Origin of the sequence: Quadrisphaera sp. RL12-1S, assembly GCF_014270065.1 — a bacterium.
Lineage (GTDB): Bacteria > Actinomycetota > Actinomycetes > Actinomycetales > Quadrisphaeraceae > Quadrisphaera.
The window spans coordinates 317,985-332,039 of record NZ_JACNME010000005.1 but is presented as its reverse complement, the minus strand read 5'-3'; the positions used below and the strand labels follow the sequence as shown (position 1 = coordinate 332,039).

At 77.3% G+C, this 14,055-nt stretch carries 12 protein-coding genes; 1 reads left to right on the top strand and 11 read right to left on the bottom strand.

What is annotated here, in order from left to right; all coding sequences use genetic code 11:
- Positions 1–17: 17 nt before the first annotated feature.
- Positions 18–1,007 carry a DNA-3-methyladenine glycosylase 2 gene (locus tag H7K62_RS12450; protein ID WP_186718727.1) on the bottom strand — a complete coding sequence of 330 codons (990 nt, stop codon included), beginning with the start codon at positions 1,005–1,007 and terminating at the stop codon, positions 18–20.
- On the opposite strand from H7K62_RS12450, the gene map reads away from it, so the two are divergent.
- Positions 991–1,779 carry a type I methionyl aminopeptidase gene (map, locus tag H7K62_RS12445; protein ID WP_186718555.1) on the top strand — a complete coding sequence of 263 codons (789 nt, stop codon included), beginning with the start codon at positions 991–993 and terminating at the stop codon, positions 1,777–1,779. The genes H7K62_RS12450 and map overlap by 17 nt on opposite strands.
- A gap of 96 nt (positions 1,780–1,875) precedes the next feature.
- On the opposite strand, the gene H7K62_RS12440 is transcribed toward map, so the two are convergent.
- From H7K62_RS12440 to H7K62_RS12395, 10 genes are all read right to left on the bottom strand, one after another.
- Positions 1,876–2,742, bottom strand: coding sequence for an alpha/beta fold hydrolase (locus H7K62_RS12440; protein ID WP_186718553.1), 867 nt, complete (start codon positions 2,740–2,742; stop codon positions 1,876–1,878).
- Between the two features lie 88 nt (positions 2,743–2,830).
- Complete coding sequence (locus H7K62_RS12435) at positions 2,831–3,310, bottom strand: MarR family winged helix-turn-helix transcriptional regulator (protein ID WP_186718551.1); 480 nt, start codon at positions 3,308–3,310, stop codon at positions 2,831–2,833.
- Positions 3,310–4,248, bottom strand: coding sequence for a glycosyltransferase family 9 protein (locus H7K62_RS23295; protein WP_186718549.1), 939 nt, complete (start codon positions 4,246–4,248; stop codon positions 3,310–3,312). Before H7K62_RS23295 ends, H7K62_RS12435 begins: the two co-directional genes overlap by 1 nt.
- Before the next feature lie 13 nt (positions 4,249–4,261).
- Positions 4,262–4,966: an SDR family oxidoreductase gene (locus tag H7K62_RS12425; RefSeq protein ID WP_186718721.1), complete on the bottom strand. Its 705-nt coding sequence runs from the start codon at positions 4,964–4,966 to the stop codon at positions 4,262–4,264.
- A 38-nt stretch (positions 4,967–5,004) separates the two neighbouring features.
- The gene (locus H7K62_RS12420; protein ID WP_186718547.1) at positions 5,005–7,221 is read right to left on the bottom strand and encodes a PfkB family carbohydrate kinase; all 2,217 of its coding nucleotides are present in this window, start codon (positions 7,219–7,221) and stop codon (positions 5,005–5,007) included.
- The gene (locus H7K62_RS12415) at positions 7,218–8,513 is read right to left on the bottom strand and encodes a glycosyltransferase (protein WP_186718545.1); all 1,296 of its coding nucleotides are present in this window, start codon (positions 8,511–8,513) and stop codon (positions 7,218–7,220) included. The genes H7K62_RS12420 and H7K62_RS12415 overlap by 4 nt, the downstream gene beginning before the upstream one ends.
- A 52-nt stretch (positions 8,514–8,565) precedes the next feature.
- On the bottom strand, positions 8,566–9,561 hold the full coding sequence (locus H7K62_RS23910) for a glycosyltransferase (RefSeq protein WP_186718543.1): 996 nt from the start codon (positions 9,559–9,561) through the stop codon (positions 8,566–8,568).
- On the bottom strand, positions 9,558–10,700 hold the full coding sequence (locus H7K62_RS12405; protein WP_186718541.1) for a glycosyltransferase family 9 protein: 1,143 nt from the start codon (positions 10,698–10,700) through the stop codon (positions 9,558–9,560). Before H7K62_RS12405 ends, H7K62_RS23910 begins: the two co-directional genes overlap by 4 nt.
- Positions 10,697–12,343, bottom strand: a complete 1,647-nt coding sequence (locus H7K62_RS23905) for an HAD-IIIA family hydrolase (RefSeq protein WP_186718539.1) — start codon at positions 12,341–12,343, stop codon at positions 10,697–10,699. Before H7K62_RS23905 ends, H7K62_RS12405 begins: the two co-directional genes overlap by 4 nt.
- The gene (locus tag H7K62_RS12395; protein ID WP_186718536.1) at positions 12,340–14,055 is read right to left on the bottom strand and encodes a carbamoyltransferase family protein; all 1,716 of its coding nucleotides are present in this window, start codon (positions 14,053–14,055) and stop codon (positions 12,340–12,342) included. Before H7K62_RS12395 ends, H7K62_RS23905 begins: the two co-directional genes overlap by 4 nt.

Here is a 14,055-nt window from a genome sequence, read left to right as displayed (position 1 = left end):
TCCCGAACACCCTCCGCTCACGGCAGCGCGTTGATGGCGTGCGGCAGCACGCCCCACAGGTGCTGCACGGCGTAGGACCGCCACGGCGCCCACGCTGCGGCCCGCCGGTCCAGCGGCCGGGCGTCGCCGGGCAGGCCCAGCTCGCGCGCCGCGGCGAGCACGCCGAGGTCGCTGGCCAGGAAGGCGTCGGTGTCGCCGAGGGCCCGCATCGTGACCGTCTGCGCCGTCCACGGGCCGATGCCCGGCAGCGCCAGCAGCTGCGCGCGGGCGCGCTGCGGGTCGCCGCCGTCGTCGACGTGGCGCAGGTCGAGCACCCCGTCCGCCAGCACCCGCGCCAGGTTCCGCAGGGTCTCGCGGCGCCGCACGGGCAGGGCGAGCAGCCGCGTCGCGTCGTCGTCGTCGAGGGCGGCCACCGAGGCGGCGCTCGGGAACAGCCGCAGGTCGCTGCCGGGTCCCGCTGGCCCACCCAGGGCCGCGACCAGCCGCGCGGCGTGGGTGCGCGCCGCCGCCGTCGACACCTGCTGGCCGAGCACGGCGCGCAGCGCCACCTCCTCGGCGCACGGCGCACCGGGCGTGCGGCGGCCGGGGACGGCGGCGACGAGCGGCGCGAGCACCGGGTCCTGCGACAGCCCGGCGTCGGGCAGGGACGGGTCGAGGTCGAGGTCGAGGAGGCGCCGGCAGAGCAGGGCGGCGAGCGGCTCGTCGGCGGGGTCGGTCGTGGTGACCTCCGCCCGCACCGAGGTGGCGCCCGGTGCCGGGACGTGGGCGACGACGACGGCGGGCCCGCCCGGCAGGCGCAGGCTGCGCCGCAGCGCGCCGCGCGACGAGCCGGTGGCGGGCAGCCACTCCTCGACGCCCGGGACCGCGGTCGCCGCGAGGTGGCCGAAGAGCTGCTCGGCGTGCAGCGGCGGGGTGAAGGGCAGGTCCACGCCCGAGAGCCTCGCGCGAGCGCCGCCGAGGTGCGCGAGCAGGGGGTCGTAGCCTGGGCGCATGGCCAGCACGTCCACGGCAGAGCATCCCGTCAGGTCCGCCGCGGAGCTGGAGACCATGCGCGAGTCGGGCCGCGTGGTGGCCCTGGCGCTGCAGGCCGTCAAGGCCGCTGCGGTGCCGGGCGTCAAGCTGCGCGACCTCGACGACATCGCCCGCACGGCCCTGCACGAGGCGGGCGCCGAGAGCAGCTTCTTCGGCTACGCGCCGGCGTGGGCGCCCACGCCGTACAAGGGCGTGCTGTGCCTGTCGCCCAACGAGGTGGTCGTCCACGGTCCGCCGACCGGGCGCAAGCTCGCCGACGGCGACGTGCTGAGCATCGACTTCGGCGCCGCCGTCGACGGCTGGCACGGTGACGCGGCCGTCACGGTCATCGCCGGGACGTCCACCGAGGAGGACCGCCGGCTCGTGGCGGCCACCGAGGAGGCGCTCGCGGCCGGGATCGCTGCGGCGGTGCCCGGGGCCACGCTGCTCGACGTGGCCACCGCCATCGACGCCGTGGCGAGGAAGCACGGGTACGCGCACCTGCCCGACCACGGAGGCCACGGCATCGGGCGCGCCATGCACGAGGCGCCCTTCGTGCCCAACCAGCCGCTGGCCGGCGCGCGCGACGTCCGGCTCGAGGCCGGGCACACCCTCGCCATCGAGCCGATGCTGCTGCTCGGGTCGCCGGAGTACCGCACCGCGCGCGACGGCTGGTCCGTGGTGACGCGCGACCGCCGTCGCGCCGCGCACGCCGAGCACACGGTGGCCGTGACGGACGACGGCCCCGTCGTCCTCACCGCTCCCTGACCCCCGCTCCCTTCCCGTACTTGCCCAGGAAAGTGCGCCAACGGGCGGCCCCCTTCCCGCACTTGCCGAGGAAAGTGCGGGAAGGGAGGGGGCGGGTCAGCCGGCGAGGAAGCCGAGCAGCACCCGGTTGAACTCCTCGGCGTGCGAGGCGTTGATGCCGTGCGGGCCGTCCTCGACGACGTGCAGCTGCGACCCCGGGATGGCCTCGTGGCTGCGCTGCCCGCTCACCTCGATCGGCACGATCGCGTCGCTGTCGCCGTGGATGACCAGCACCGGGATGCCGGCGGCCGCCACGGCGGAGACGTCGCCGCGGAAGTCGGTGCGGCCGAAGGCGGTGATGCAGTCGAGGGTGCCCTTGGGGGAGGCGAACTCGGCGATGTGGCGGGCGTACTGCCGCTGCGGCTCGCTGACCTTGACCTTGGGGCCCGTCAACCCCTTGCCGGCGGAGAAGAAGTTGGTCGTGAAGTCCTCCAGGAACGCGATCCTGTCGGTCGTCACGCCGGTCTGGAACTGGGCGATGGTGTCGTCGTCCAGGCCGCCGTCGGGGTTGTCGTCGCTCTTGTAGAGGTACGGGGGCACCGCGGCGGCCAGCACGGCCTTCGCCACGCGCGAGGTGCCGTAGCGGGAGATGTAGCGGACCACCTCGCCGCCGCCCATCGAGAAGCCCACGAGCGTGGCGCCGGTGACCTCGAGGTGGGTCAGCAGGGCGTCGAGGTCGGCGGCGAAGGTGTCGTAGTCGTAGCCGTCCCACGGCTGGGAGCTGTCGCCGAAGCCGCGGCGGTCGTAGGTGATGACGCGGTGGCCGGCCTCGACGAGCGCGGGGACCTGCGCCTCCCAGGACCGCCCGGACAGCGGCCACCCGTGGATGAGGACGACCGGCGCACCGGTGCCGTGGTCTTCGTAGTAGAGCTCGACCTCGGGGGTGGAACCGGTCGTGCTCTGTCCGACGACGAGGCGGGGCATCGCTCTTCCTTTCGGTGGCGTCACAGCCGTCCCGGCTGCGGCTCCACCGTCTCCCGGAAGCCTGTCGTGCGCGACCCGAGCGCGGGCGTCAGAGGACGGGCGGGCCCTCGAGCCGGTCCACGAGCTCGGTCAGCTGCGCCACGACGCCCTTGATCTCCGGGACGCTGAGCCCCGTGGCCCGGCACACGGTCCACGGCACGTCGGCGAGCTCCTCGCCCAGCGCCCGGCCGGCCGGCGTCAGGGACACCTCCACCCGGCGCTCGTCGTCCGTGGACCGGGTGCGCGTGACCAGGCCGCGCTCGGCCAGGCGCGTCAGCAGCGGCGACAGCGTGCTGGACTCCAGGCCCAGCTCCTCGCCGACGCCGCCCACGGTGGTGGTGCCGCTGATGCGCAGCAGCGTGATGACGAGGTACTGCGGGTACGTGAGCCCGTGCGGCGCCAGCAGGGGCCGGTACTGGGAGGTGATGGCCCGCGAGGCGCGGTGCAGGGCCAGGCACAGCATCTCGCGGACCTCGAAGTCGCCACCCGTCGCCGCGGTCGGCCCGGACGCGCTCTCGGTCGGTTGCATCAGCCCACCGTACCCGCGAGCACGTCATCCACCGTGGTGCGGAGCAGGACGGGGTCGGGGGACACCCCGTGCGGGTCACCGGCGGCGTCCCCCACCCGAGGACGCCACAGCACCCGGTGGCGGTCGGCGTCCACAGCGGGACCCCAGCGCGCCGGGGACGTGGGCCCGAAGAGCAGCACCGACGGTGTCCGCGCGGCGGTGGCCGCGTGCGCGGCTCCGGTGTCGCCGGACAGCAGCAGCGGGCTCGTGGCGACGAGGTCGAGCAGCTGCGCCAGCGACAGCCGCCCGCACAGGTCCTCCGCGCCCGCGGCGGCCACCGGCGCGCACACCGGCGCCTCGTCCGGTCCGCCGGTCACGACGACGGCGCGGCCAGCCCCCTGCAGCGCCGCCACCACCTGCGCCCAGCGCTCGGCCGGCCACCGCCGCGACGGCGACGCGGCCCCGGGGTGCACCACCACCGGACCGGTGCGCGCAGCGAGGGGGACGTCGCGCAGGACCAGGTCCTCGGGGCCGCACGCACCGCCCAGAGGGCGCACCAGGCCGCACCAGCGCTGCACCTCGTGGGCGTCGTCGTCCCAGGCGGGGTGGTCCGGGGTGTCGAAGGCGACGAGCCGCCCGGGCCGCAGCGCCGCCAGCGCCCGCGTGCTCTCCGGGCCCCGGCCGTGCAGGTTGACCGCCAGGTCGACCTGGGCACCGCCCAGGACGCCGGGGTGCTCCTGCGCGGCCCGCAGCAGCGCGTCCGGCTGCAGCGGGGCCAGGCCGCGCACGGGCAGCACCGCGTCCACCACGCCCTCGGCGACGAGGAGGGCCCCCGTCTCCGGCGGGCCTGCGAGCACCAGCCGCGCCCGCGGCCGGGCCCGCCGCAGGCCCCGCAGGGCGGGAACGCCGGTGAGGGCGTCGCCCAGCCCCAGCGCCCGCAGCGCGAGCGTCGTCGTCACGAGGTGCCGGCCGTCAGGGCCAGGACGGCTCCGTGGAGACGGTCACGACGATCTCGCGCACCTCCGTGCCGACCGGCTGGCGCAGCGCGTGCACCACCGACAGCGCCACCTGGCGCGGGTCCATGAGGGCGGCGTCGGGGCCGGGCCGGTACTGCTCGGTGCGCCCGTCGAAGAAGGCGGTGCGCATGCCGGCGGGCACCAGCATCGTCACGCCCACCTGCCCCGCCAGCTCCAGCTGCAGCGACCTCGTGAACCCGACGATGCCGAACTTGCTCGCGCAGTAGGCCGTCGCGTCGCTGGCGGCCCGCAGGCCCAGCGAGCTGGCCACCGTCACCACGGTGCCGCGGGCCGCCACCAGGTGCGGCAGGCAGGCCCGCACGGCCGCCGCGGTGCCGATGAGGTTCACCCCGACGACCTTCTCCCACCGGTCGGCGGGGACGTCCTCGAGGCGGCCCACGGCGTCGGTGCCCGCGGCGGTGAGGAGCGCGGTGGGCGGACCCACCTGCTCGACCAGCGACGCGACGGCGCGCTCGACCGCGGCGGAGTCGGACACGTCAGCGAGGGCGTGCGCAGCCGCAGCCGAGCCCTCCGGCGGGGCGGCCCTGTCGATGACGGCGGCGGTGCCGCCCAGGGCGGTCACCACCTCCACGACGGCGGCGCCGAGACCGCTGGAGCCCCCGGTGACGTAGACGGTGCCGAGCGGGCGCTCGAGCTCCATGCCGTTGAGCAGGGGGGTGGTGCCGGGGGTGGTGCTCGTCACGGGGCGGTCTCCTGGGTGGCGCGGTCTGCGGAGGCGGCCTGCGGTGCGGACGGCACCGCGCCGCGGGCGAGGATGGAGGTGGTGGAGCGCCCGTCGAGGTAGGGCAGCAGCACGACGCGGCCGCCCCAGCTGCGCACGAGCGGGGCCTCGGGCAGTTCGGCGCCGCCGTAGTCGCCGCCCTTGGCCCAGACGTCGGGGCGCACCTCGGCGAGGGCGGCGCGCGGGTCGTCCTCGGAGAAGACGACCACGGCGTCCACGCAGTCCAGCGCCGCGAGCACGCGGGCGCGGTCGACCTCGTCGTTGACGGGCCGGGTGGGGCCCTTGAGCCGGCGCACGGAGGAGTCGGCGTTGAGCAGGACGACGAGCGCGTCGCCGAGGCGGCGCGCGGCCTGGAGGGTGGCGACGTGTCCGGCGTGCAGCACGTCGAAGCAGCCGCCGGTGGCCACCACGGTGCCGCCGGCGGCGCGCACGCGGGCCACGACCTCGGCGGCGCTGTGCAGGGCCGCCGAGGCTGCGTCCGACGGCTCGCCCTGTCCCGCCGCCAGCGCCGCCGAGGCGTCGCGCTGCAGCGCCCGCCAGCCGGAGGCGCCGCCCCCGGCCACCCACGCCGAGGCGTCGGACACCGCGGCGACCACGGCCTCGGACAGCACCCGGCCGGTGGCCAGGGACACCGCCGCGGACGCCGCGAAGCTGTCGCCAGCGCCGCACGGGTCGCCGCCGGCCACGACGGCCGCCGGGGCGAACACCGCGTCGGTGCCGGGGGAGGCCAGCCAGGCGCCCTGGGCACCGGTGGTGACGCAGACGCCCCGCACGCCCCAGGTGGAGGCGAGGTGCTCGGCGAGGACGTCGGGGGAGGCCCCGGCGGCAGCGGCCGATGCCGCGGCGCGGGCCTCCGCCAGGTTGGGGGTGACCAGGGCGCAGCCCGGGACGGGAGCGCCGCCGCGCGGGTGCGGGTCCCACACCACGGGCACGCGGCGGGCGGCCTCGGCCAGCGCCGCGCGGACCACCGGGTCGAGCGTGGTTCCGGCCCCGTAGTCGCTGACCAGCACGACGTCGGCCTCGGCCAGGGCCTCGGCGAGCACGCGGGCGTCGACGTCCACGGGGGTGGCGGGGCCGCCCTCGTCGAGGCGGACCAGCGACTGGCCGGCCACGCGCACGCGGGTCTTGGTGCGGGTGCCGCCGGCGTGGCCGAGCGCCACGACCTCGACCGGCTCAGCAGCCCCTTCGAGCGCCTCGCGCAGGCGGCGGCCGGCGTCGTCGTCGGCGACCGGGGCCACCAGCGACGTCCGGGCGCGACCGGCCACGAGCAGGGCGGTGAGCCCGGCGCCGCCGGGGCTCTCGTCGAGACCGGTGAGGTCGACGACCGGGACGGGGGCGTCGGGGGCGACGCGGTCGCTGCGCCCGAGCAGGTCCCTGTCGAGCACGGCGTCACCGACGACGACGACCCGCGGGCGGCGGTCGGCGGCCTGGCGCGCCGCGCGAGGGGTGGTGGCCGACGGGCGCACGTCGAGCGGCTCCGCCGACACCGCCGACTCCGCCGGAGCCACTGCGGCCGCCGCCGGAGCGGTCGCCGCGGCGGCGCGCGTCGTCGTCGTCGTCCCCAGGAGGTGGGCGTCGACGGCGGCGCACAGCGCGTGGACCACCACGAGGTGGCCCTCCTGCACCGCGGAGGTGGACGAGCCCGGCTCGCCGACGCGCAGCACCTCGTCGCTGGCCTCCGCCAGCGGGCTGTGGGCGGGTCCGGTGAGGGCCCACACCCGCATGCCGGCGCGGCGGCCCGCCTGCGCGGCGCGGACGACGTTCTCGCTGCGCCCCGACGTGGAGAGCAGCAGCAGCACGTCACCGGGGCGGCCGTGCGCCTGCACCTGGCGGGCGAAGACCTCGGCGGCCCCGTAGTCGTTGCCGATGGCGGTGGTGGAGGACGACTCCGCGTGCAGCGCGATGGCCGACAGCGGCTTGCGCTCGTCGACGAACCTGCCGACGAGCTCGGCGGTGAGGTGCTGGGCCTCGGCGGCGCTGCCGCCGTTGCCGGCGGCCAGCAGCCGGCCCCCGCCGTCCAGGACGGTGGCGAGGTGGCGGCCCCAGGCGTCGAGCCGGGCCGCGGCGGCCTGCAGGCCGCCGACGGTCGCGTCGACCTCGCTGCGGTGACCGGCCAGCCAGTCGGCCGCCGGGGTGGGGTTGGTGCCGTCGTCGGGAGCGCCCGTGGTGCTCACACCGCCTCCTGCTCGTCGAGGTGCAGCGCAGTACCGCGCACCAGCGGGGATGCGGGGCCCTTCGGCGCCGCGGCAGCCGCCGCGCGCCGGGCCGTGCCCCTCAGGGCCCGACCGTAGGCGTCCTCGGTCGATGCCGCCACGCGGTCCCACCCGTAGTGGGCCAGCGCCCGGCGGCGCCCCGCCCGGCCCCACCGGCGGCGCCGGGCGGGGTCGTCGAGCAGCGCGCGCACCGTCGCGGCCAGCGCCGCGGTGTCGCGCGGCTCCACGAGCGCTCCGGTGGCGCCCTCCACCACGGTGTCGAGCAGCCCTCCGACGGCGGTGCCGACCACGGGCAGGCCGCAGGCCATGGCCTCCAGCGGGGCGATGCCGAACGGTTCGTACCAGGGCGCGTTGACCGACACGTCGGCCGAGCGCAGCAGCCGCGGCACGTCGGGCTGCTCCACCTGTCCCACGAGCAGCAGCCGGTCGGCCACGCCCAGGGAGCGCGCCACGCCGCGCAGGCGCACGGCCTCCGGGTCGAGGTGCAGCTCGCGCGGCGGGGGACCACCGGCCACCACCAGCTCGACGTCGGGCAGCACGGCGAGGGCGCGCACGGCCGTCTCGACGCCCTTGCGCTCCACGAGCCGGCCCACGCTCACCATCCGGAACCGCGGGCTGCCCGCGGCGCGCGGCTCCACGGGGCCCTCGGGCTCGAAGTGCTGCACGTCCACCCCGCACGGCACCACCGCGGGGCGGCGGCGCGGTGCGGCCAGGGCGTCGAGCTCGGCGACCTCGTCGCGGCAGGTGGCCACCACGAGGTCGACGTTGCGGACCAGGCCCGCCTCGAGCGCCACGCGCTGCGCGGGGGAGGTGTCGTGGTCGCCCTGGTGGCGCCGCTTGACCGAGCCGAGGGCGTGGAAGGTCTGCACCACGGGCACGCCGAGCGCCCGGCCGGCCTCCAGCGCAGCCAGCCCGGACATCCAGAAGTGCGCGTGCACCACGTCGGGGCGGGAGTCACGAGGGGCCCACGAGCGCTTCAGCTGGGCGGCGAAGGCCGGCATCCACGGCAGCAGCTCGTCCTTGGGCACCGGCCGCGGCGGACCGGCGTCGACGTGGACCACCTCCACGCCCGGGCCCATGCTCACGCGCCTCGGCAGGTCCGGCGCGTCGCGCCGGGTGTGCACCTCCACCTCGTGTCCGCGGGCGGCCAGCGCCTGCGCCAGTGCTGCGACGTGCACGTTCTGCCCGCCGGCGTCGACCCCTCCGAGGACCGCCAGCGGGCTGGCGTGCTCGGAGACCATCGCGATCCTCATCGGTGTCTCCTGGGTAGGTCCAGGAAGGGGCCGCGTGCTCGACCCCGGGGGCCTACTGCTGGACCCCGGCGCCTTCCAGGACGTCGTCCCAGTCGGCGAGGAAGCGCGCCAGCCCGAAGCGGCGCAGGGCGTGCTCGCGGGCGGCGAGGCCACGCTCTCGCGCCTCGGCCGGGTCGGCCAGCCAGCGCTGGGCCGTCCGCTCCAGCGCGGCGGGGTCCGCGGACAGGAACCCCGCCTCCGGTGGCACCGACTCGGGGGCCGCCGTGGTGGCCAGGGCCAGGACCGGCAGGCCCATGGTCATGGCCTCCACCAGGGCCAGCCCGAGGCTGGTCCACCGGTAGGGGTGGAAGTAGGCGCGGTGACGGGCCACCTCGGCGTGCATCCGCGCCTGCGGCAGGTCCTCGTGGAGGTGGCCGGCGAGGTGGGGCGCGCACCGCTGCAGCGCGTCCATCCCCATGCCGTACACGTCCAGCGGCACCCGCTCCGCCAGGTCCACCACGAGGTCGGTGCCGGCCACGCGCCAGCGGCGCACCGGCTCGTTGACCACCACCGCGAGCGAGGCCCGCTCGCCGGTGGCGAGGTGGCCGGGGTCGACGACGCCGTGCTCCACCACCCGGGTGGGCACGTCGCCGCAGTCCCACATGAGCGCGTTGAAGTGCGTCACGTGCACCACCGGGAGCGGCACCTCGGCGTCGGCCAGGGGGTGGCGCGAGCGGACCGCGTGCTCGCGGGGGGCGTCGTGCTCGACGTAGACGGCCGGCACGTCGACCCCGGCGCGCAGCCCGGTCCACTCCCGCAGCAGCTCCGCCTCGTGGGGGCGCTGGAGGACGACGACGTCGGGGCGCGCTCCACCAGCACCGCCGCCACCCGTGCTGCCACCGAGCTGCTCGGGGGTGACCTCGCGCACGGAGGCGGGCCAGTCCCAGGTGCGGGCGCGACCGCGGCCGTCCGGGCCGCGGTCGGGCAGCACCGGCACGAGGTAGTCGTGCCGGCCCTGCACGAAGGCGGTGGTCCACGAGCCGTGGACGTGCCAGAGGAGGACTCTCACAGGGCCTGCCCGGCCCGCACGGCGATCGGCTGCGCGGGCGGCGGCACCGGAACGCGCCCGGAGGCGAGGTCCGCGACGGCGGCGACGACGGCCTCGGGGGAGACGTCGAGGCAGGGGTGCGCCGTCCCGTCTCCGACGGGGCAGCGCTGGGCGCGCGTGAGGCGGCAGGGAGCGTCGAGGTCTCCGAGCACCACCACGGGCACGCCGAACGGCGCCCAGCGCTCCACGGGCATGACCGCGGAGAAGAGGCTGGCCACGGGGGTCCCGACCGCTGCTGCCAGGTGCGCGGGCCCGGTGTTGCCGACGACGACGACGTCGGCGGTGTCCAGCAGCGCCGCGAGCTCGCCGAGCGACGTGCGCCCGCCGGCGTCGAGAGCTCCGGACGCCGCGGCTGCCACGCGTCCGGTGAGCTCCACCTCGCCGGGACCGCCGGTCACCACCACGTGGTGGCCCGCCTCGACGAGGGCACGGGTGGCGCGGGCGACGACGTCGGGCTTCGCCGCTCGGGCCGGCACGGAGGCGCCCGGGTGGACGACCACGAGGGCGCCCCCCGAGGCGGACGGGCCGCGCTCGAGGAGCCAGCCCGGCACCTCGGGCAGCGGGCGGCGCAGCGCCATGCGCGGGTCGGCGGGGATGGCGCGGCCGCTGGCGGCCACCAGCCCGAGGCTGGCGACCACCTCGTGCTCGCCGCCGGTGCCGTCGGGGTTGCCGGGACGCTGGTGGCGCAGGTCGAGCAGGGAGCCGGGGTAGTCGTCGCTGGCGGCGATGACGCGGGGCACCCCGGCGAGGCGCGCGAGGACCGCCATCGGCAGCGGGCTCTGGTGGTAGGAGGTGAAGACGACCACCTCGTCGTAGGAGCGCTCGCGCAGCAGGTCCACGAGGGCGGTCAGCGCCGCGGCGTCCGGGGCCGGCGGCCGGTAGCCGGACCACGGCACGTCGGCGACGAGCACCTCGTCGATCCCGGGCAGCAGCCGTGCGGCACCGGCGCCGCCGGGGGCGGCGAGCAGGTCGAGCCGCTCCACCTCGGTGCCGCCCGGGCCGCGGCGCAGGGCGGCGATCGCCGGGCCGGTCATGAGGACGTCGCCGTCGCTGTCGAGGCGCACGGCGAGCACGCGCCTCGGGTCCTGCTGGGCGGTCATGCGTGGCCTCCGGCCGGTGAGTGGCGGTTCGCGGCGCCGAGCAGCAGGTCCAGGGCGCCGGACAGGTCGGGGGCGACACCGATGACGGGGCCGCCGGAGGTGGCCGCCTCACGGGCGGCCGCCACCTCCGTGGAGCGTGTCACGGGCGTCGGGACGAGCACACCTCGAGCGCCCGCGGCCACGGCTGCGCCGACGTCGGCGGCGATGTCGCCGACCACCGCGACCCGCGAGGTCGGCACGCCGAGGCGTCGGGCGGCCTCGACCACCATGCCGGGGCCGGGCTTGCGGCAGGCGCAGGACCCGTCGGGACCGTGGGGGCACGTCACGACGACGTCGAGCCCGCCGACCTGGCGGACCACCTCGGCGGTGACGGCGTCGGCCTGGTCGCGCGTGATGATCCCGCGCGCGACGCCGGACTGGTTGGTGACCATCCCGGTGCGCAGCCCGGCGGCGCGCACGCGGGCCAGGGCCTCGCGGGCGCCGTCGACCAGGCGCACCTGCGCGGGGTCTCCGTTGTAGGGGACGTCGTGGACGAGGGTGCCGTCCCTGTCGAAGAGGACGGCGGCGAGCGGCTCCTCGCGCACGGCCTGCGGCCACGGCGCCACGGGTCCCGCACCGGGCCGGTGCCAGCGGGCGAGGCCGCGCGCGCGGTGCCAGACCGCGGCGACGGGGATCGCGGCGGACGTCACCAGCATGCGGCGCACCTCGGCGCGGTCTCGGGGGCCGGGGCTGATGCGCCGCCGGGCGAAGTCGGCGGTGAGCCCGGCCCACGCCAGGGCGCCCAGCGCCGCCGTGCGCCGGTGGCCGGTCAGCGCGCCGAGACCGGCCGCCGCGAGGGCTGCCGTCGTCGCCGCGTGCCAGCGCAGCCGTCCGGGCGGGGCCTGCGCGTCGCGGCGCCACGTCGGGCCGTGCAGGGCGGCCATGAGGACGTCGTCGGCGTTGCCGCGCTGCACGCGCAGGCTCACGAGGTCGTCGGCGGGGCGCACGGGGTGCACGGCGGTGCGCCGACCGCGCACCAGCGACCAGCCGGCCCGCTCCACGCGCAGGGCCAGGTCGGCGTCCTCGCGGTAGGCGCGGGGGAAGCGCTCGTCGAAGCCGCCGACGGCCACCAGCGCGTCGAGGCGGTAGGCCATGTCGGCGGTGGCCCACGCCGCGTCGGCCAGCCCCGCGGTGCCGCGCTCCCAGTCGGTGGGGCGGCGGTCTGCCGGCAGCGGCACGCGGAGGCGCCCCTGCGAGCCCCCCACACGTCCCGAGGCGGCGAGGTCGGCGAGCAGCTCGCGCGACCACACCGGCGGCAGCTCGACGTCGTCGTCGACGAACGCCACCCACTCCAGGCCGTCGACGCGGGCCGCGGCGGTGCGCCACCCGAGGTTGCGGGCCGCGGCCGGTCCGCGCCCTCCCGAGCGCACCACGACGAGGCCCACCCCGGGCGCGTCGAGCACGGGCCGCAGCGCCGCAGGGCCGGAGCCCCCGTCGGTCAGGCGCCGGTCGTCGGCGACGACGACGAGCGCCGGCCGCTTGCCGCCGTCGTCGTCCTCCCCCGTGTCCTGCGCGGCCAGCGAGGCGAGCAGCACCCGCAGGCTCCGGCGGCCCACCGAGGGGACGACCACCGCCCAGCGCGGGCCACCACCACCGGGCCTCACGAGGCGAACAGCGACTGCCGGCGCACGAGGTGCGGCCCGAGGACCAGCACGTCGACGGGGGCGGACCCGAACAGCTCGAGGGCGTCGCGGGGGTCGTCGACCATGGGGCGTCCAGCGGTGTTGAGGCTGGTGTTCACCACGACGGGCAGACCGGTGCGCCGCTCGAAGGCGCTGATGAGGGCGTGGACGCCGGGGTTCGCGCTCTCGTCGACCTCTCCAGGCACCCCGGCTGTGCCGTCGCTGACGGTCTGGATGCGGGCGGTGCCGTCGACGTGTGTCACAGCGGGGATCCTCTCGCGCCACCCGTCCTTCACGTCGTGCACGAAGAGCATGTACGGGCTGGGGAAGGGGCCGTTCTCGAAGACCTCGGTCGCGCGCTCGGCCAGCACCATCGGGGCGATGGGGCGGAACTGCTCGCGGCCCTTGACGTCGTTCATGCGCTCCACGTTGTGCGCGTGGCCGGGGTGGGCGATGAGGGAGCGGCGGCCCAGGGCGCGCGGCCCGAACTCGCTGCGCCCGTCGAACCAGGCGACCACGCCGTCGGCGGCGAGCACGTCGGCCACCTCCTCGGCGAGCGCCTCGCGGCTGCCGGGGGTGGTGAAGGGCACCTTGGCGCTGCGCAGCCAGTCGGCCAGCTGCTCGTCGGTCCACTCCCGGCCCAGCGCCGCGGTGCCCATGGGGCGGATCGCGTCGCCGTGGTCGGCGGCGACCTGCAGCGCGGCGCCCAGGGCCGTGCCGGAGTCTCCGGCGGCCGGCTGCACCCACACGCGCTCGAACGGGGTGCGCTGCCAGACCTCCGTGTTGGCGACGCAGTTCAGCGCGGTGCCGCCGGCCATGGTCAGCAGGGTGTCGCCGGTCTGGGCGTGCAGCCAGGTGGCGAGGTCGACGAGGATCTCCTCGGTGAGGGCCTGCACGGACGCGGCGAGGTCGGCGTGCTCGGGAGGCAGGGCCTCGGCGCTGGTGGCGGCGGCCTCGGCGGGGGTGCGGCGCGGGGCGAAGCGGCTCCAGTCGGGCTCGGTGGCCACGAACCGTCCGTCGCCGGTGGCGTGGACGTGCTCGCGCAGCGCCTCGAGGTGGCGCGGCGTGCCGTAGGAGGCCATCGCCATCACCTTGAACTCGTCCGAGGACCGCAGGAAGCCCAGGTGGTCGGTCAGCGACTCGTAGACCAGGCCCAGGGAGTGCGGCAGCTCGGTGGTGGCCAGCACCTCGAGCTTCCCGCCGACGTAGCGGCCCGACAGGTGGCTCCCGCGCTCGCCGCGGCCGTCCAGCACGAGGACGCTGCCGGTGGTGGACGGTCCGGGCAGGCCCGAGCTCGCCGCGTGCGCGACGTGGTGGGGGACGAAGACCACCTTCTCCTTGTCCAGCCCCGGCAGCGCGGTGGCGAGGAACCCGGCGGCGCGGGAGGCGTACGTGGTGCGCAGGTGGTCCCACGGGTCGCGCAGGCCGCGCTCGTGGCCCTCGGCCTCCGACAGCGCCATCGACGGGTCGTAGCCGTAGGCGACGGCGTCGAGGTCTCCCACCGCGAGGCCCGCGTGGTCCAGGCACCAGCGCATCGCCAGCTCGGGCAGCTCCCACGCCGAGAACGGGACGGGGCGCTTGCCGTGCTTGCGCCGGGAGAAGCGCTCCTCCTCGGCGGCGGCCACCACGACGCCGTCCACCACGAGCGCGGCGGAGGAGTCGTGGAAGACCGCGTTGACGCCCAAGACCTTCAT

Excerpts from the sequence above, each read along its gene's own strand:
- map (WP_186718555.1), top strand. The coding sequence starts at position 991 with ATGGCCAGCACGTCCACGGCAGAGCATCCCGTCAGGTCCGCCGCGGAG.
- H7K62_RS12440 (WP_186718553.1), bottom strand. The coding sequence starts at position 2,742 with ATGCCCCGCCTCGTCGTCGGACAGAGCACGACCGGTTCCACCCCCGAG.
- H7K62_RS12435 (WP_186718551.1), bottom strand. The coding sequence starts at position 3,310 with ATGCAACCGACCGAGAGCGCGTCCGGGCCGACCGCGGCGACGGGTGGC.
- H7K62_RS12425 (WP_186718721.1), bottom strand. The coding sequence starts at position 4,966 with ATGGAGCTCGAGCGCCCGCTCGGCACCGTCTACGTCACCGGGGGCTCC.
- H7K62_RS12415 (WP_186718545.1), bottom strand. The coding sequence starts at position 8,513 with ATGAGGATCGCGATGGTCTCCGAGCACGCCAGCCCGCTGGCGGTCCTC.
- H7K62_RS12405 (WP_186718541.1), bottom strand. The coding sequence starts at position 10,700 with ATGACCGCCCAGCAGGACCCGAGGCGCGTGCTCGCCGTGCGCCTCGAC.
- H7K62_RS12395 (WP_186718536.1), bottom strand. The coding sequence starts at position 14,055 with ATGAAGGTCTTGGGCGTCAACGCGGTCTTCCACGACTCCTCCGCCGCG.